The following is an 18887-nucleotide window of genomic DNA, read 5'->3' on the forward strand; positions in this document are numbered from 1 at the left end:
CCCGCGTTATTCCCGCTTGCCTTTGAGCATGGTTTTCAGCGCGGCCAATTCGTCGCGCAGCTTGGCGGCTGTGAGGAAGTCGAGGTCCTTAGCGGCGGCTTCCATCTGCTTTTCAGTGGTTTTGATGAGCTTTTCCAACTCGGGACGGGTCATCATGGCTATCACCGGCTCGGCGGCCATAGCCAGGGCGGCCCCGCCGTCCGCGTCGGCGTAGGGCAGGGTATCCAGCACGCGGTAGTCGGAGAGCGAGGTTTGACCCAGGATTTCGGCGTGACTCTTGCGCACCGTGCGCGGGGTGATGCCGTGTTCCTCGTTGTACGCCGCCTGGGTGGCGCGGCGGCGGTTCGTCTCGTCAATGGCCCGCTGCATGGAGCCCGTCATGCGGTCGGCGTACATAATTACCTTGCCCCGGTCGTTTCGGGCGGCCCGGCCCATGGTCTGAATCAGGCTGCGCTGGTCGCGCAGGAAGCCTTCTTTATCGGCATCCAGAATAGCCACTAAACTCACTTCCGGCAAATCCAGGCCTTCGCGCAACAGGTTCACCCCAATTAGCACATCGATTTCGCCCAGCCGCAGCTTGCGCAGAATCTCCACGCGGTCCAGCGTTTTCACGTCGGAGTGTACGTATTCGACCTTGATGCCGAGACGGTCCATGTACTTGCTCAGCTCCTCGGCCATGCGTTTGGTAAGGGTGGTCACGAGCACGCGGTCGCCCATTTTCACGCGGTTGTCCACTTCGTCCAGCAGGTCATCAATCTGGTTGATGCTGGGACGGATGTCGATTTCGGGGTCGAGTAGGCCGGTCGGGCGGATAATCTGCTCCACCACCACGCCATCGGCCTGGGCCAGCTCGTAGTCTGACGGCGTGGCCGACACGAACACGGCCTGCCGGTACATGCTCTCGAACTCGTTGAAGGTCAGCGGCCGGTTGTCCAAGGCCGAGGGCAGGCGGAAGCCGTACTCGATGAGGGCGGTTTTGCGGCTGCGGTCGCCGCCCCACATGGCCCGAATCTGGGGCATGGTGGCGTGGCTTTCGTCCACCACCAGCAGGTAGTCTTTGGGGAAATAATCGAGCAGGCAAAACGGCCGCGAGCCCGGCGTGCGCCCGTCAAAGTAGCGCGAGTAGTTCTCGATGCCCGAGCAGTAGCCCAGCTCCCGAATCATCTCCAAATCGAACTCCGTGCGCTCCATGATGCGCTTGGCTTCGGAATCGCGTCCTTCCTTCTCAAAGTAAGCGTGCTGCTGCACCATGTCGTCCTGAATCTGCTTAATGGCCGAGTTCAGGGTCTCCTTCCCGGTCACGAACAGGTTGGCCGGGTACAGGGCCACGCCACTGGCCTCGTCGCTCAGCTTCTTGCCGCTCACCGGGTCAATCTTGTGAACGGACTCAATCTCATCGCCAAAAAAGTAGATGCGGATAGCGTAGTCGGCATACGCCGGAAACACGTCCACCGTATCGCCCTTCACCCGAAACGAGCCCCGCGTGAACTCCACCTCGGTGCGCGAATACAGAATCTGCACGAACTGGTAGAGCAGGTTGTTGCGCGTGTACTGCATTCCCGGCTTCAGGAAAATCACGTTTTTGGCGAATTCCTCGGGGTTGCCGATGCCGTAGATGCACGACACCGAGGCAATCACAATCACGTCGCGCCGCCCGCTGAGCAGGGTGGAGGTGGTATGCAACCGCAGCTTCTCGATTTCCTGGTTGATGGCCAGGTCCTTTTCAATGAAAACGTCGGTGCTGGCGATGTAGGCTTCCGGCTGGTAGTAGTCGTAGTAGCTGATGTAGTACTCGACCGCGTTCTGCGGGAAAAATGCCTTGAACTCGCCGTAGAGCTGCGCCGCGAGGGTTTTATTGTGGCAGAGCACCAAGGCCGGCTTGCCCGTCTGGGCAATGACGTTGGCCATGGTGAAAGTTTTGCCGGTGCCGGTGGCTCCCAGCAGCACCTGGGCGTACTCGCCGTTGTTCACGCCCTCCACCAGCTTGGCGATGGCGGTGGGCTGGTCGCCGGTGGGCTTAAATTCAGAGGTCAGTTGGTACTCCATGCAACGCGAAAGGTAGGCCGAAATGGTCAGCCTACCTTAACCCAAATGGGGGATAATGGGTTTCGCGGGAATGGGAAAAGAGTAGGGGAAGAGAACAGTAGATACGGCTGTCATGCAGCGCGCATCGAAGCATCTTGCCTGCGCAACTAATTCTTTCAATTGAGTTAGTACTGAGGTAAAGATGCTTCGATGCGCGCTGCATGACAGCCGTGCTTCCTGTAAATACGGCTGTTCAAACACTTTACCGCCCAAACTCCACGCCCGCTTCCAGCCCGAAGCTATACGGGTGGCTCTGCGCAAAATAGCTTTGCACCGGGTGGGCATTCAGCGCCACCAAGCCGATTTCGGCCGTCGGACCTACTGTCAAAGCCCACTTGCCCGTGCTGGTACGAAACTGGGTGCCCGCCGCGCCGCGCAGGCTGCCCATCACGCGGCGGTAGGGGCCGCCCGTCGAGGCGATGGAATAGGTACGGGTGGCTTCGGGGTCGCCCTGCACGTCGCTGCGCACGCCCAACAGGGCCGTTACCACGCCCCCCAGCCGGCCGTAGAGGCTCCAGCCACGTTTCGCGGGGTTGGAATAGCGCACTTCCAGCGGAATGCTGCCCATGCTGTAGCGGAAATCGGTGGTGTGCAGCGGGCGGTTGGTGCGGGCTTGGCCCAGGTCGAATAGCTGCTCACCCACAAAAGACGACGACGAGGCCGACTGCGCCGTGGCCTGCGTGAATTCGGCCCCGGTGCTCAGCGACCAGTGGCCGCGCAGGTGGCGCGTAGCCAGCAGCGCGATGCGCTGGCTCAGGCCCGGCCGCAGGTTGTTGCGGTACTCGGTAGCGGCCACTTCGGTCAGGGCCGGGGAATCTGTGCCGAAGGCGGGCCCCCGGTCATAATCGAATGCCGGCTCAATGCCGGCCCGCGAGAAATTAACGTTGGGATTGAATACGCCGGCCGTGTAGCTGGCCCCATAATGCCAGCGGTTCGCGTCGGTGGCGGGCAGGTTTTCAACCTGCACCGTAGCCAGTCCATTCGGCAGGGTGGTAGCATTCGCCAGGCTCAGTGACGTTTCCCGGGCGGCCAGCAGGCTCACTTCCTCGGGTGCAATCGTTGCGGCCGAAGTGGCGGTAGCGGCCAGGGAGGTGGTAGCCGCCGCGCCGCTGCTCAGCGCGCCAGCCGTGCCGCCGCCAAAGGCTGCCGAAGTGCCGGCCGCAGCAGCACCCGCTACATCAGCCGCCGCCAGCATCCGGCCGGAGGCCTGGTGTGCGGCCGGTTCCTCGGAGCGTACCTGGGCCGCAGCCGAATGGGTGGCCGAAGCGGGGGTTTCTCTAGCTGCTATGGCCGCGACAGTTGCCGTGCGCCCTTCCGAAGCAAGGCCATTTTGCGAAGTCGGTTCATTAACAGAGAACTTCCCAGCCGAATAACGGGCCGCTGAATTCGAACCGAAGCCAGTATATTTCTTTGGGGAAGCAGAGGCCAGGTCCGTCCGGTTTGTAGCGGCAAAGCCTTTATCAGCTGACGGCGTGGCGTTAGAATAGATGGTCGTCGGGGTACCGTTATTCAGGGAACCCTTACCCGATAAAGTAGCCCCGCTAGTACCGGCTGCCGGGCTATTAGCTGCCAGCGCAGCGTCGGACTGGCCGGCTCCAACTTTCAGGCCCGGCGTGGTCGAATTATTGGCGCGGCCCAGTTGGGTGCCCGCCGCCGCCGGCTGGTTGTTTGCCGCCATTTCCGCGCTACCCAGCAGGTCGGCGCGGTTGGCCCACCAGCCGGTACCGGCCAGGGTGGCCAGCAGCAGGCTGGCCGCCGCCACCCAGCGCGTAGCCACCAGGCGACGGCGGTAAGTTTCGTTCTGCCGAATCAGCAGGGAATTATCAATCTGGTCCCACAGCATGGGGCGCGGGGGCACGGCGGCCTCCTCGCCCAGGTGGTGGCGGAATAGTTCCTCCAGGCTGCCGGTGTTTTTAGGCGTAGTGTTGTTATCGATAGGATTAACGGACATGGCGGGTTGGGGCACCGAGGCGCTCCAGTTTAGTTTGTAGGATGACGCGGGCCCGGGAATATTGGGATTTGCTGGTGCCCTCGGTAATGCTTAATAGTTCGCCGATTTCTTTGTGGGTGTAGCCTTCGATGGCATAAAGGTTGAAAACCATGCGGTAGCGCGGGGCCAGCTCCTGCACCATTTCCAGCAGCTCCTGGAAGTTAAAGTTGCTGAGGGTAAACTCTTCGCTGGACAGCGTTTCGGGGTAGTCGCCGTCGCTCACCGCTACCAGTGAGGCGTTGCGGCGGTGCTGGCGCAGGGCCGCGTTAATCATGATACGGCGAATCCAGAATTCCAGCGGGCACTCGCGCCGAAAGCTGGCCAGCGTGCGAAACACCGTCAGAAAGCCTTCCTGCAACACGTCCTCGGCCTCGAAGGTGGTTTGGGCGTAGCGCAGGCACACGGCCATCATTTTGCCGGCGTACTTATCGTAGAGCAGCTTCTGGGCCAACTGGCGGCCGCGCAGGCAGCCGTCAATCAACTCGGCCTCGGTGGGCGGGCTGGTCACGGCCGCGCTGCGGCTGGCCGTGAGGCGTGGCGCCGTGGCGGGCTGGTCGGGCAGCACATCATCGGCCCCGAACGCGAACCAGGTGAGGGCGCTGCTCATGCCTGCGCCCGGTAACCCGTGCCGGCCAGGGATAGAAAGGTAGAAGAGTCCATTTTCAATTGCATAGAAAGGCGTGTCATTCAGAAAGTAGCCGGCCTGTGGCGGGCTGGCTTATGGGAGATGCACGCCCATCGGAAAAGGTTGCAAGCGGGACGTTTTGCTCAATGAAGAATTAAGAATGAGGAATGAAAAATTGGAAAATGACCAGAAGGGTCCTCATTCCTCATTCCCATTATTCCAGATGTCCCAGGCCGCCTCTGCTTGCAGGCACAGCATTTCGAAGCCATTTTTTACCTGCGCGCCGGCTGCCCGGCCTTTGGCCATAAACACTGTTTCGGCCGGGTTATACACTAGGTCATACAGGTAATGCTGCTCCGTCAGCGCCTCGTAGGGCAGGCGCGGGCACTCCTCCACCAGCGGGAAGGTGCCCAGCGGCGTGGTGTTGATGATGAGTTGATGCGCGGCCAGTACCTGCGGCGTCAGGTCGTCATAGGTGAGGCCGTGGCCCAGCGGGTCGCGCGTGACGGACCAGTAGGCGATGCCCAGGTCATTCAGGGCTACGCCCACGGCCTTTGCCGCGCCGCCCGCGCCCAGCACCAGTGCCCGCGCTTCGGGTGTAGCCGGAAAAAACTGGCGTAGCGACTCGCGGAAGCCCACCACGTCGGTATTGTGGCCACAAAGGCGGCCATTGGGCAGCCACTCAATCACGTTCACGGCCCCCACGCGGCGGGCCGAGCTGGCCAGCTCATCCAGGTAAGGCACCACACTTTCCTTATACGGAATGGTCACGTTCAGGCCGGCCAGGTGGGGGTGGGCGGCCAGCAGGGCGGGCAGCTCGCCCACGGTAGCCAGCTCAAACAGCTCATATTCGTGGTCGGCCAGGCTCTGCGAATAGAACTTCTGGTTGAAGTACGTTTGCGAGAACGAGTAATTAAGGGTGCGGCCAATAAGCCCGAACTGACGCATGGAATGGAAAATTGAAAACGAAAAACAACCCAAAGTAGCGCAAAAAAGCCGTCCCGGATATGAAAATCCGGGACGGCTTTTTTGCCGGACATCGAATGGCCGGGCTATCGGGCCGGCGCGTCGGTCGGGCCGGCCATCTTGCCCTTCACAAACGACCACAGCGGTGGCAGCACCGACAGCGCGATGATGCCCAGAATCACCAGCTCGAAGTTCTTTTTTATCACCTCAATGTTGCCGAACAGGAAGCCCGCCAGCGTAAGCACCACCACCCATAGCACCGCGCCCATGATGCTGTACGACGCGAAGTAGCGATAAGTCATGGTCCCGATGCCTGCCACAAACGGTGCAAACGTGCGGACAATGGGCACGAAGCGCGCCATGATGATGGTTTTGCCGCCGTGCTTGGCATAGAACGCCTGCGTCTGGTCGAGGTACTTGCGGTTCAGGAACTTGAAATCCTCGCGGAACACCCGTGGCCCTAAGTAGTCGCCCACCGCGTAGTTCACATTATCACCGATGAAGGCGGCCGCAATCAGCAGCGGGATGAGCACCCACACGCTCAGGCCCGTTTCGGGGCGGGCGGCCAGCGCGCCGGCCGCAAACAGCAGCGAGTCGCCGGGCAGGAAGGGAAATACAATAATGCCCGTTTCGGTGAAGATGATGAGGAAGAGCACCAGGTAGGTCCAGGTGCCATAGTTGTGAACTACGTCCACCAGAGTCTTGTCGAGGTGCAGCAGAAGGTCGAGAAAGTGCTTGATAATTTCCATGCCGGGCGTGAAGTGAATCACAAAGAAAACCAGTCGCCGCCGAAACCACCGCAGTCGTGGGGCATCGGCACCTCACGCGTCCGGTTTATTATTCTCCGCAGTTAGCGTCCCGAACCTGTGGTTCTTACCTTTGCGCCCCGATTGACTATGCAGGCGCTCGGCTTGGTATTTATTCGGTATTTTTTTCAATGCGAACAAAACCCTCAGTTCGGGATAGTAGGCCTGTTATTGAGCCCGATAAAGCATCGGCATACGGTTCAGGTAAGCGTTGCGCGGCAAAATATGGCATGACCTATGATTAGGCCTGCCGCAATACGCCTATGAATTGGCAACGGCTCATTTTCACTATTCTACGGTGCGGCTATACCGGCTCAACCCCGGCAAATGATTTGCCGTTGCAGGACAAAAAAACACTTACTCAATGATTGTTTATCAGGGCGGAGATTGGTGGCGGGCCTTGTGGCACTTTCATACCTCGGCCGTTATTCGCCTGTTGCTGAAGCGCGTGGCCCTGGTTGGCCTTTACGGGTCGGCCATTGCCATCGTTAGCCTCGACTTTCACACCCTCAACGTCCGCATCGGGCGCGAGTATTTGTCCATTCTGGGCATTCTGCTCAGCTTGCTGCTGGTGTTTCGCACCAATACCGCCTACGACCGCTACTACGAGGGCCGCAAGGTGTGGGGAGTGCTGGTATCGCAGTGCCGGGGCCTGGCCATGGAAATGAACGCGCTGCTGCCCCGCGAGGCCAAATCCAGTCGTCGCTACTTCGCCGCCCTCATCTCCAACTTCCCCATTGCCCTCGAAGGCAGCCTGCGCAACAAGATTCGCTTCGACAAGATGGAGGCCACCCCCGACATCATCGAGCGCCTGCAAAAGGCCGAGAGTGTGGCTTCTACTATCATTGCCGTACTCATGGAGAGCGTGGAGCAGCTGCGCCAGGTTCAGATATTCGACCCCATCTACCTCATCAACATCAAGCAGCACTACCTGGCCATGATGTCGGTAAGCGGGACCTGCGAACGCATTAAAGCCACGCCCATTCCGTATTCCTACAGTTTTTTTATCAAGTGCTACATCACCGTGTTCATCATGGTAATGCCCTTGGTGTTGGTGGATTCCTGCGGCTGGTGGATGGTGCCCGTCACTATGATTGGGGCCTACGCCATGCTCGGCCTGGAAATGATTGGCAACGAAATTGAAAACCCGTTTGGCTACGACAGCAACGATTTGCCCATCACCCAGCTCTCCAATAAAATCCGGGTAAGTGTTCATGATTTGCTCGGCGTGGAACTACCTGCCGAGAAAAAAGCTTTGGCGACCGTACCCTACAGTGTCGTGCATTAACCGAGGGTTTTTATGCATTCACCCAGCATTAAATAGCTTCCATCAACAGCCGCTTGCGACTGTCAAAAACCCTTAATTTGGACAGATTTACCATTTGTTTAAATTTTCCCCTAACAGGTCAGACCTTTTTTTTACCTTTGCGTATATGCGCCTCGTCGTGAATACGCGTTCCACGCGTTTCGTTCTCTCTAACATCCAACCCCCAATTACATGCAAAATTTAACTTTTACTCAGAAGCTGTTGCGACAGCGGCGCTTTCTAAGCTCTCTTATTCCGCTATTGGCCTTATTCTTAGGGATAGGTTTGCCGAATAAGGCTTATGCCCAGCCCACTGGCGCATCAACTGCGACCATTCGCAACGTCTACGTTACTGCTGGTGCCAGCGCTGCTGCTGCTACAACTAACACTTATGATGCCATTGCTACTACAGGCGGCACTGGTATTGGCGGCGGCATTTTCGCCGGAACGAACTTTGGTTCGCTGGACGTTTCTGCTGGCCGGTTGCTTTTGCAAGGCGGTAAAGTAGAAATCAATGAAACGGCCGGGGAAGTATACAGCCGCGCTTTTATTACGTTTGGTGTAGTTGCGGGTACTATTGCTGCTGGTCCAAATCCTACGCTAAACCAGACTGTTGAGTTGGTTCAGACGGGGTTCAGTGCTGGCGTTCGGACGTTCGAACTGACGACGGCTGCTCGTGATATTCTAATGCTAGCTACCACGGCTGGCAGTCCTGGCACGAGCTACCGTTTTGACGTTGCTGTTAACGCCCTAGGAGAAGATGCCGGGGGCGACCCAGTATCAACTGCTGGGACTGCATCACGCCGTCGTTCCGTATTCACAGCTACCGGTACGCCAGCCTCTTCATCAGTAAAGGCTAATACCATTCAGGTTGCGCCCAACGGTGGTTCCAACGTTACTTTCTATTTCAACTCGGCTAGCACGCCCCAGTTTTCGGGCGCTGATTTGAGTTCGCCAACTAATGGGGGCAATTCTTATGACATCAACACCGGCCGCCTGTTGCTCACCGGTACGACAGTAACTACTACGGAGGCAGGTAGCTCTACCATTAACAACGTTGTCCTATACTACCGCACCCGTCTCGGCACTGACCCAGGCGGAGCCTATCAGGCCATTACGCTTACTCAGAGTAGCGGTGCCAACGGTGGTACTAAAACCTTCGTACTTGACCCCAACAGTGGCGCGGCTCAGCCTAACCTGATTGCTACGCCGGCCGTCAAGGCACCAGGTACGTACACGGTTGATGTCTACTATCAGGCCAATGGCACCGCCAATGGCACCCCCTTTGCCATCGTTGACCCGCCCACAGGTGCCTATTCGGCTAACTTCATGGTAAACGGAACGCCCATTGCCCAGACCATCTGGACGGGTGGAAAAAATGACAACTGGTTCGATATGGATAACTGGACCAATGGTGTCCCCACCGCAAGTACCAACGCGCTGGTTCGTGACCTGGGTACCGGCAATGCAAATGCTTACCCGAACATTTATTCCGATTCGAAAAAGCTCACGGCCGGTGGTGCAGTTGTGTATGATAACACGGGCTCCGGCCCCGCCCTTACTCGTGACTTTGTGATGGCTGGTACTTCACAGGCCCAGCGCTCTATCGCACGTCTGATTCAAGGCCAGCTTATTGTATATGGCAATTTCAGCAACAACCTCGACAGCTTTATCCAGCGGGAAAATACGGACATTACCTTCGGCGCAAACGGTGCCTCAGATAACCCGACCGGCAACCAGACCATCACCGGTGGTACGTTCGTAGCTGTGACAATAGCCGGCATCGGCAAAAAGAGCCTCGCGGGCACCATGACCGTTTCGCAATCCGTCACTTTTAACGGTGGTATTTTGGCTACGGATATCACGCAGCCGGACATTTCCGCTATCGTACTTGCTGACCGAGATATTGTCAACAACAACAACGGTGCCCAGCTCATCAACGAATCCGAACAGTCATACATCTATGGTTTCGTAAGAACGTCGCGTGCCGGCGTGCTTGTGGGTGAAGCGCGTACGTATGGTGAAATTGGCTTGGCCATTACTTTCACTGGTACAAACAATCCCGGCAAAGTAGATGTCACCCGTAACACGGTTGAGGCTTACTCACCAGTAAATGGCCGGTATGGTATCCGTCGTATTTTCGGCGTGCGTCCTGCTGATGCTGCTACTAACTCCGGTGGCTTGAGCGCCACTTTTTACTTCCACTACTTGGACCGCGAAACAATGAATCTGGGTGGCGTAAACACTCGGACTCCAGGCTCGGGCAGCATCCCGGAGGCCAACTTGGCGTTGTTCGTTTCAAATACTTCAGGCAACACGTTTAGTTACTTGGGCCGCGATATCGCAGTTGACCAAACCAATAACATTGTTACAAAATCGGGCGTTACTAATTTTGCAACGTTCACTTTGGGTGATACCGAAAAGCCTCTTCCCGTTCGCCTGACGGCGTTTGATGCCAAGCGCATCGGCAGCGATGCCTTGGTGACCTGGCAGACGGCTTCGGAAGAAAACAGCAAAGGCTACGAAGTGCAGGTTTCGACCAATGGCACCGAGTACCGCACGCTGGCCTCGATTCCGAGCGTTTCGCCCAACACCACGCAAGTAACCAACTACAGCTACGTAGATAAAGAAGCTAATAAGACGGGCAAGCGCTACTACCGCCTGCACCAGTTGGACCTGGACGGCAAAGATGCCTTCTTCGCTCCTACTGTAGTTAGCTTCGAGGGCAAGGCTCCTTCGTCCAACTTCGTAGCTTACCCCAACCCCCTCAATGCTGGCAACGAACTCCACGTAGCCCTGCAATCGGCGGCTACGGGCACTGCTAAACTGTTGGTGACCGACATGACGGGCCGCACCCTGCAGCAGCAGAACGTGGTGCTCACCGGCAGCCTCACCGATACGTCGGTAGCTGGCATGGGCGACCTGAAAGCGGGTGTGTACCTGATGAAAATCACCTTGCCTACGGGCGAAGTAAAGAACCTGAAAGTGGTGAAGCAATAAGCTGCCCCACGGCTTAGGCCAATAGAAAAGCCGGTTTCCGCAAGGAAGCCGGCTTTTTTTATATGTTATGACAGCTAAGGCTCAATCAAAAGCCCCGTTGTGCTACGCACGACGGGGCTTTTGATTGAGCCTAGCACAACTGGCCGACCTTGCCGGCTTAGCCTCGGGGCATGGATGTTCCGGGTTTGCCGGTCTTGGCGGCCGGGCGGAACATGGGGTCCACGGCATCCATGTCGAGGAAGTGCGAGAACGTGTCGCCGCGCAGGCCCAGGCGGATGGTTTCGAGGCTCACTACTTCATTGGGAGCAATGTTGCCGAGGTTCACATTGGCCCCCAACAGCTTGATAAACCACACTTGCTGCGCTTTCTGCGGGGCCTCCCACAGGATTTTCTCCGAAGGAATCTTGGTCAGAATCTCCTCAACCAGGCCCGAGCGCACCTCGCCGGTGCTGCGGAACAGGCCTACATTGCCACCCTCGCGGGCCTCGCCGATTACCTTGATGGCCCCGGCTTCAAGCTCGGTCTGCATCTGCGAAATCCACTTGTAGGGCGGAATGATTTTTTCGGCGTCCTTCGAGCCCACTTCGCTTAGCACGCGCACGCTCTTGCTCAGGTCGCGGATGTACTCACATTTGCGCTCGTGGTCGAGGTCAATGCTGCCGTCCGATACTTCGGCGTACTCCATGCCGTAATTATCCAGCAGGCGGCGGTAATCGTCGTATTGGTTACGAATGATAAATGCTTCGAACAGTGTGCCGCCGAAGTACACCGGAATGTTGGCTTCGCGGTAGATTTCGAGCTTGCGCTTTAGGTTGGGCACCACGTAGGAAGTGGCCCAGCCCAGCTTCACCACGTCGGTGTAGGCCTCGCCTACTTCCAGAAAATCTTCTACTTCGCGCAGGCTCATGCCTTTGTCCATCACCATGGTGTAGCCTTGCTCACGGGGTTTGGGGGTGCGCTCCGGCAGTTGGGAGAGGTCGTAATTCATTAATAAGAAGTGAAATATGAGAATTGGGGGAGGGCTTGCCCGCGTTAATAAACGGGTGGCACGGGCAAAGAAAAACCGCCCGTCGGCTGACGGGCGGTTACAAAAGTAGCGTTAAGCCGAAGTGTTATTTCCGAAACTGCTCAATGAGCCGTTTCAATCCCGGCTGCTCACGCAGTTGGGGGAAATAGTCGAACAGGATAATGTGCTGCTCATAGTTGAGCGTGAGGGCCGTTTCGAGTACGCCGTATGCCTCTTTCATGCGGCCATCGGCCAGCAGGTACGCGCACAGCATGTAGTGAAAATGCGCTTCGTGCGGGTGCAATTCCACGGCGTGCCGCACGAGGTCCACGGCTTCGCTGAAATGGCCTTGCTCGTAGAGAATGGCACTCCAACTCACCCAGCCCTGCACGTCGTCGGGGGCCACTTCGGTGGCTTTCTCGTAGGCTTCGAGGGCACTCACCACGTTGCCCACCTGGTTTTCGGCCGCGCCCAGCGCCGACCAGTACTCGCCGCTTTCGGCGTACAGTTCGGTGGCCTTGCGGAAATAATGAATGGCCTCGAACCAGCGCCCTTGTTCCTGCAGCAGCACACCCTGGCCAAACCAAGCCTCGTCCATCTCGGGGTTCAGCTCCAGCGCCTGGCGGTAGTATTTGCGGGCGGGCTCCCACTCGCGCAGCTTCTCGTAGCACTCGCCGATGTTGCACAGGGCTTCATCGGTGGGCTCTCCGGGCGGATAGGCCATCTCAAACTCTGGAATGGCTTTCAGGTATTCCTGCTGGCACACAAAGGTGTCGGCCAGCCAGTGGTGGGCATCGTAGAAATCGGCGCTGATGGTAACGGCGAAGTCGAAGGCCTCGGCGGCTTTCGTGAAATCTTCGCGGCGGTACCAGTACTGCCCCAGGTTGTACCAAGCCGTGGCCGAGTAAGGGTCGTCATCGGTGAAGCGCTTGAAGAAATCCTCGTGCTCCTCCAGCCGTGCCGTGATATCAAGGCAGTGCAGAAGCTCCTGCACGCCGGTTTCGTTGTCCGGGTTGAGGCGCAGGCTCTGCTTGTAGTGCTTGGCGGCACTCTTAAATTTCTGCCAGCTCTGGAACGCCAGGCCCAAGTTGAAGTGAATGTCTTCGCGCTCGGGTTCCTGCTCCAAGCCAGTCCGGAAAAACTCCACCGCTTGCGCAAATTCGCCCCGCTGTGTGCTGATAATGCCCCGTGTCACCGCCACGTCGGCATTGGTCGGGTCCAGGGCCGCCACGGCGTCAATCTGGCGCTCGGCCTCGGTGTAGTCGCCACGCATGGCCGTCACCTGAGCGCGGTCAATCAGCAGCTCCGTTGAAAAAGGGTATTGGCCGAGGGCGGCTTCACAGGCTTGCAGGGCCTTGTCAAACGCTGCGCTCGTCACGTAATGGTCGATGATGTTCTCGAAGTCTTCCAGGTCGAAGAAAACAGACTCCTGCTGGGCAACCATGCGCTCGAAGCGGCGCACGGTGTCCAGTACGGTCCGGTCGTTTTCAAAATGTTCGTTCATGCGCATAAAACCGCAGTTAAGTGGATTAATCTGGTTTTGTGGATTAGCGAGTCCGGCGGCCGGGGCCGTATGGGTCATCACTCGCCGGAACCATTCCACTCCACTTTATCAGTACTCTATCAATAATAACAAATATTGGCCAAAACCGTGCAATCTGGTTGTTGCTAAGATACGATAACCGGTTCGAGGATGCCGGGTCTCGCTCCTAGTTCGGCGGCGCACCACGCCAGTGTATCGGCTAACGGTCGGAATATTAGGCCGGTAGCGCTTTGCACTTTGGCGTGGCTGTACACCACGGGCTGCCGCCCCGCCCGGGCCGTGTCTTTGGTGATAAGTGGCCGGGCGCCGGTGAGCACCGCACGGGCGTGCTCCAGCCGCCAGATGACCTCGGCCGCCCAGTCGGGCACGGCCACCGTGGGCGGCCGGCGCTGCATGGCCACCGCCGCCTGCCGGAAAAAGTCGGCCAAGGGCACGGCCTCGGCACTCAGAATGTAGCGCTGGCCGCTGGCAGCGGGCTGGTCGAAGGCCAGGGCCAGCAGCTGGGCCACTACGTCGCGCACGTCCACGAAATTGATGAGGCCACGGGTATAGAAGCGGTGCTGCTGGTGCGCGTAGCGCAGTAGGCGCGTGCTGCTGCGGTGCCAGTCGCCCGGCCCCAGCACCACCGATGGGTTTACAATGACGGCCGACAGCCCCTCGGCTACGCCGCGCCACACTTCCAGCTCGCCCAGGTATTTGGAGGTAGCGTAGGCCGGATGCGCCGCGCCCAAGTCCCAGGAGGCTTTTTCCGTCACGGTAAGCACCTCGCCGGGGGCGGCCGTAGCGCCCGCCGCCGGCCCACCCAGCGCCGCTACCGACGAGACGTGTACCAGTCGGACGCCCGGCCGCTCCAGGCAGGCATCGACCACGGCAGCGGTGCCCTGCACGTTCACGCTCAGCAGCAGGTCCTCGTCCTGTGGCGCATACGAAACCAGCCCGGCACAATGGAAAACGTGCGTAACATCGGGCGTGAGAGCCACCCGCAACTGTTCGGTATCGAGCAGGTCGCCGGCCAGCCATTCCACTCCCGGGGTAGCATTGGCCGGTGCCGCGCCCCGGTGCAACGCACGCACAGCTAGCCCCCGCTCCCGCAGCGCGCGCAACAGAAAAGAGCCGATGAGGCCGGTGCCGCCGGTTACAAATATCATTTAACTAATGGTTAATCACTACCCGTTATTTCAAAGCGTATTGTTGAGCAAGGGTAGCCGGAGTAGCTTTTCCATATAGGGCTGCGCAAGTGTGCGTTGCGCCAGGGTATCGGTGTGGCGCAGGTGATGCGTATCGGTACCCACAAAATCCACCAACTCACCGTCAATCAGCTGCTCGGCTACTTTTTTGGCGGCCGGGGAGTAGTAGCCGGCCAGCGAGTTCAGGTTCACCTGGAGTAGCACGCCGTAATCGCGGCGCATCTTCTCAATCTCGGCAAAGCGGCCGTACAGGTATGTATAGCGTTCCGGGTGGGCCAGCACCGGCTGGTAGCCCTGAGCTTTCATCTCGAAAATAATTTCGAACAGGTTCAGCGGCTCGTTCATGTAGGAGGTTTCGAACAGCAAGTAGCGCTTGTCGCCGCCGAAGGTGAGCATCTCGGTGCCATCGGCCAGCTTGCGGCCCAGAAATTCGTCGAGGTAGTACTCGGCGGCGCATTCCAGGGCTACATCCTGCAGGCCAGCCGTGGCAGCGGCTTCGCGCAACAGCTTGAGTGCGGCCCGAATGCCCTCCGGGGTGTTCTTGTAAAAGTCGCCCATGATGTGGGGCGTCATCACCAGCTTGCGGTAGCCGAGGTTGCGCAAGGCCCGGAGCAGGTCCAGCGAATGCTCCACGGTTTCGGCCCCATCGTCGAGGCCCGGCAGCAGGTGCGAGTGCATATCGGCCTCCAGAGCCGCCAGCGTAGCCGTGGCCACCGGAGCGGAAGTCGCCCCGCCAAAAAGACGTTGCCAGAGCGAAGCCATTTATTCTAGGAGTGTTAGGTAAAAAACTTCTTCAGCTTCTCGCCGAAAGTCAGCTGCTTGGTGGCCGGCTCTTCGTAATATCCCTGGCCATAAGCCCCGTAGCCATAGCCATACCCGTAGCCATACCCGTAGCCATACCCGCCCCCCGACTGCGCATCGTTGAGAATGGTACACATTCGCGTGAAATTGTTGCCGCGAATTAGTCGGTTCATGTTCTTAATGAAGGCTTTGCGCGAGTAGCCGGCCCGCACGATGTAAAGCGGAATATCGGCCTTGCGCATGATGAGGATGCCGTCCGTGACCAGGCCCACGGGGGGCGTATCAATCAGGATAACATCATAAAGCTGGAACAACTCCTGAATCATGGTATCGAACCGGTCGCTCAGAATCAGCTCCGAGGGGTTGGGCGGCGTTGGGCCGGCCGAAATGAACTGCAAAGAATTAATGCTCGTGGGCTGAATGCATTCCTGCACACTGTGCCGGTCGATGAGGATGGTACTCACGCCGCGCGTGTTTTCGGCCCCAAATGCCAGGTTGACTTTGGGCTTGCGCATGTCCAAGTCCAGGATGATGACCTTCTGTCCCGAAAGGGCAATGATGCCGCCGAGGTTCACGGTCACAAAGGTCTTGCCTTCGCCGGAAATGGTGGACGTCACCGAAATCAGCCGCTTCTTTTTGGCCGAGCTGATAAAGTCCAGGTTGGTTCGGATGGAGCGAATCGACTCGGAAATGGCCGATTTGGGGTTCTTGTCTACCACTAGGCGCGACACTTCCATCTTCTCCTTGTCGTAGGTTGGGATAATGCCCAGTACCGACGCTTTGGTATTGCGCTCCAGCTCCCGCACGTTCGTTACGGTATTGTGCATGAGGTAGCGCACCGCAATCAGGCCCAGGCCCAACAGTAGCCCGCCGGCCAAGCCCACAGCATATACAATCAGCCTGTTAGGGAAAATGGGCGGCGAGGGCGGCGAGGCCGGCGACAGAATCTGGAAGTCGGCCGTGGTGCCCGCCTTCTCGATGTTGAACTCCATCTTCTTGTCCAGCAGCATTAGGAAGGACTTTTCGTACAAGTCCAGCGGGCGTTTCAGTCGGGCCAGCTCGGTACCCTTCTCGGGCAGACTTTGCAGTTCCCCGGTCAGCTTGGCGCGCTGCGCGTTGAGTTCGTCCATGCCGCGGCGCAGCAGCTTTTGGTTTTGCAGCAGCAGGCGCTGGATGTTGTTGCGGGCAAAATTGATTTTGGCTTGCTCAGCCTGCACTACTTCTGTTTTGTCGGTGTAGGAGCGCGACAGCCGCCGCAGGTTCCATTGCAGGCTGTTGAGCTCTGCCAACTGGTCACCCAACTGCGGGTCTTCAATCTCGGCCAGCGCGGGAATACTCTGCTGCACGGTTTGGTTTTCGTCGCGCGTGAGGTTGCCCTGCTGGGCCATTTGTGCCACCTGGCCCAGTAGGGTCAGGTTTTCCGCGAGTTTAAGCCGGTCCTCTTCCAACTTCTCCAGCTTTTCGCCGAGTGTCCCCACCTCGGCCTCCACATCGTAGGTGCCCGAGCGCTGCACGAAATTTTGCAGGTTGTCTTCGGCTTTCTGGAGGCTTTGTCGGTTTTCCTCCGAAATCTTATCCAGAAAGCGGAGCTGCTTTTGGGTGGCTTCCTGCTTGCTGGCAATTTTCTCGTCCAGGTATACCGAGTCAATCTTGTTGACGATATCCTGTGCCTTCACTGCATTGAAATCGTTGAACGAGATGCCAATCGTGTTGGCATCCGGGTTCACAATCTCAACCGTCAGGTTCTTATCCAAGTAGGCATTCACCGTGTTATCGTCCTGCACCGTAAAGTGGTAGCTGGCCTCCAGGGCCTGCGTATCCAGTTCTTTGGTCGGCAGAATTTGCAACGTGATGCCGGGGAGGGCGATGGTTTGCCCCAGGGCGTACTCGCCGCCCTGGGGCCTGTTTTGACTGGTGAAATCAAGCTTTAACCGCTGCTTGTCCACAAATTTCAAGTCAAACTTGCGGTTATACAGCGCGTTATCCGTGATTTTATATACCACGCGGAAAGGGGAGGTGCCGTACATTTCCGACTCCAGCACCGTGCCCTGCACGTAGTAGTTCACATCAAGGTCCAGCGAATCTTTCAGCCGCCGGTAAATGATGTTGGACTTAATCAGCTCTACCTCGCCCGCCAGCTTGGTGCCGTGGGCTTTGTCCACTACGGCCGGGGCCATCTGCCCGGCCAGGCCCAGGGCGCTGCCCTCGTTGCGCTCGTCAATTTTGAGCAACGACGTTGACTTATATACCGGTTTGGTGTAGCGCAGGTACAGCCACGAGGCCGTAACACCCAGAATAATCAGCAAAAGCATCCACAGCAGGCTGCGCCGGGCTACCAGCACCAACGTGGCCACATCCAGGCTGGTCGATTCATCGTCCGTCTCATTGCCTCCGGCGTTGGGCACAACCGAAGGCTGCGCGGCTCCGCCGCTGGCATTCCGGATGAGCTCTTCCAGCTCCGAGTTTTCGTTTACGGCCATTGTAATGCTATTACCAGCAGGCGCTGGGTATGATAAAAGAAACTATCTAGTTGATATTTGGCTGTTCGGCAGTATTATTTTTTTACAAGAGTGTATAAGAATAAAGTCGTAGTCAGAACAAGGGAGGTAAAGCTGATAATGGGGGCCGCGTCGGTCAGGGTTTCCAGTACCGGGCGGTGTACGGGCTCTACGTAAATAATATCATTCGGCTCCATTTGCAGGTTGGCCCGGCGCATTCCGTCAAGCGTGGTCAGGTCCACTTGCTGAATGCGCGGGTTCTTCAGGTCGCCCCGGATGATGCGAATATTGCTGGCCTTGCCGCCGTAGCGGTAAAATCCCTGGTTGTTGCTGCCGCCACCGCTACCGCTACCGCCATCGAGGCCGCCAGCCAGGGCCAACACTTCAATCAGGTTCATGTTGTCGTTGGCCAAGGTGATGACCTGCCCACCGGCAGCACCCAGCATGAAGACGCGGTTGTTGGTCACCCGCGTGGTCACGAAGGATTCTTTGTAGTATTCGTTGTAGCGAGCTTGTAGCACGCTGTCGGCCTGTAGCAACGACAAGCCACTCACCTTCACCCGGTTCACCAGGGGCAGCACTACCGTGCCATCAGCCTGCACCAGAAACTCGGAGCCCGCCGTCGCGCTGCCAGTCGTCTGGCCTGCGGTGCGCTGGCCCACGGCAGCGCGGGCGTTGCCACCACTGCTGCTGGGGCTGGCGGCTGCACCCGTGCTACGGCTGGGCAGTGCCCCGCTGGGCTGGCCAAACTGCAATTCCCCGTTAGGGTCCAGAATGCGCTCGCCCTTGTTCGTATTCACCCGCACTTCCAGGAAATCATTGGGCTGGATGAGGTAGTTGCGTGCCGTGCGGTTCACGGCCAGGCGCAGTTTGGTGCTATCCAGCTGGCGGCCCTGGCTGTCGGTGAGCCGGAACATGGTGCGCTGGTTGTAATAGCGAGTGGAAACGCACGACGAAAAAAGCAGCAGTGCGGGCAGGGCCAGCAGCCACAATGGCTTGAGGCAGCGAGAATGAAATGTCGGCATGAAGGCCAATTAGGGCTGAATCAAACAAAAACCAGGAAAAACTTTAGTC

The 18887-nt window shown here is 58.2% G+C and carries 13 protein-coding genes; 2 read left to right on the top strand and 11 right to left on the bottom strand.

Features of this window, described 5'->3' with window-relative positions; genetic code table 11:
- Positions 1-6: 6 nt before the first annotated feature.
- The 5 genes from uvrB to ACVWYF_RS20770 form a co-directional block, all read right to left on the bottom strand.
- Positions 7-2046 carry an excinuclease ABC subunit UvrB gene (gene uvrB, locus ACVWYF_RS20750; RefSeq protein WP_457071705.1) on the bottom strand — a complete coding sequence of 680 codons (2040 nt, stop codon included), beginning with the start codon at positions 2044-2046 and terminating at the stop codon, positions 7-9.
- A gap of 241 nt (positions 2047-2287) precedes the next feature.
- Positions 2288-4036 (bottom strand): hypothetical protein, encoded by a 1749-nt coding sequence (locus ACVWYF_RS20755; protein WP_457071707.1) that lies wholly within the window; start codon positions 4034-4036, stop codon positions 2288-2290.
- A complete protein-coding gene (locus ACVWYF_RS20760) occupies positions 4026-4682 on the bottom strand; it encodes an RNA polymerase sigma factor (RefSeq protein WP_457071709.1) in 657 nt (218 codons plus the stop codon). Before ACVWYF_RS20760 ends, ACVWYF_RS20755 begins: the two co-directional genes overlap by 11 nt.
- A gap of 216 nt (positions 4683-4898) precedes the next feature.
- Positions 4899-5648, bottom strand: coding sequence for a shikimate dehydrogenase family protein (locus ACVWYF_RS20765; protein WP_457071711.1), 750 nt, complete (start codon positions 5646-5648; stop codon positions 4899-4901).
- Between the two features lie 104 nt (positions 5649-5752).
- Positions 5753-6415, bottom strand: a complete 663-nt coding sequence (locus ACVWYF_RS20770) for a DedA family protein (RefSeq protein ID WP_457071993.1) — start codon at positions 6413-6415, stop codon at positions 5753-5755.
- Positions 6416-6836: 421 nt separating this feature from the next.
- Between ACVWYF_RS20770 and ACVWYF_RS20775 the strand changes: the two genes are divergently transcribed.
- Entirely contained in the window at positions 6837-7760 is a 924-nt protein-coding gene (locus ACVWYF_RS20775) for a bestrophin family protein (protein WP_457071713.1), read from the top strand.
- Positions 7761-7970: 210 nt separating this feature from the next.
- The gene (locus tag ACVWYF_RS20780) at positions 7971-10778 is read left to right on the top strand and encodes a T9SS type A sorting domain-containing protein (RefSeq protein WP_457071715.1); all 2808 of its coding nucleotides are present in this window, start codon (positions 7971-7973) and stop codon (positions 10776-10778) included.
- A 157-nt stretch (positions 10779-10935) separates the two neighbouring features.
- On the opposite strand, the gene ACVWYF_RS20785 is transcribed toward ACVWYF_RS20780, so the two are convergent.
- From ACVWYF_RS20785 to ACVWYF_RS20810, 6 genes are all read right to left on the bottom strand, one after another.
- On the bottom strand, positions 10936-11766 hold the full coding sequence (locus ACVWYF_RS20785; protein WP_457071718.1) for a phosphosulfolactate synthase: 831 nt from the start codon (positions 11764-11766) through the stop codon (positions 10936-10938).
- A gap of 124 nt (positions 11767-11890) precedes the next feature.
- Positions 11891-13288 (bottom strand): tetratricopeptide repeat protein, encoded by a 1398-nt coding sequence (locus tag ACVWYF_RS20790; RefSeq protein WP_457071720.1) that lies wholly within the window; start codon positions 13286-13288, stop codon positions 11891-11893.
- A 164-nt stretch (positions 13289-13452) separates the two neighbouring features.
- The gene (locus tag ACVWYF_RS20795; protein WP_457071722.1) at positions 13453-14475 is read right to left on the bottom strand and encodes an NAD-dependent epimerase/dehydratase family protein; all 1023 of its coding nucleotides are present in this window, start codon (positions 14473-14475) and stop codon (positions 13453-13455) included.
- A 30-nt stretch (positions 14476-14505) separates the two neighbouring features.
- Positions 14506-15276 (bottom strand): tyrosine-protein phosphatase, encoded by a 771-nt coding sequence (locus ACVWYF_RS20800; RefSeq protein ID WP_457071724.1) that lies wholly within the window; start codon positions 15274-15276, stop codon positions 14506-14508.
- 14 nt (positions 15277-15290) lie between these two features.
- Positions 15291-17795 (bottom strand): polysaccharide biosynthesis tyrosine autokinase, encoded by a 2505-nt coding sequence (locus tag ACVWYF_RS20805; RefSeq protein ID WP_457071726.1) that lies wholly within the window; start codon positions 17793-17795, stop codon positions 15291-15293.
- A gap of 74 nt (positions 17796-17869) precedes the next feature.
- Complete coding sequence (locus ACVWYF_RS20810; protein ID WP_457071728.1) at positions 17870-18838, bottom strand: polysaccharide biosynthesis/export family protein; 969 nt, start codon at positions 18836-18838, stop codon at positions 17870-17872.
- Positions 18839-18887 lie beyond the last annotated feature (49 nt).

The organism is Hymenobacter sp. UYAg731, assembly GCF_054061335.1.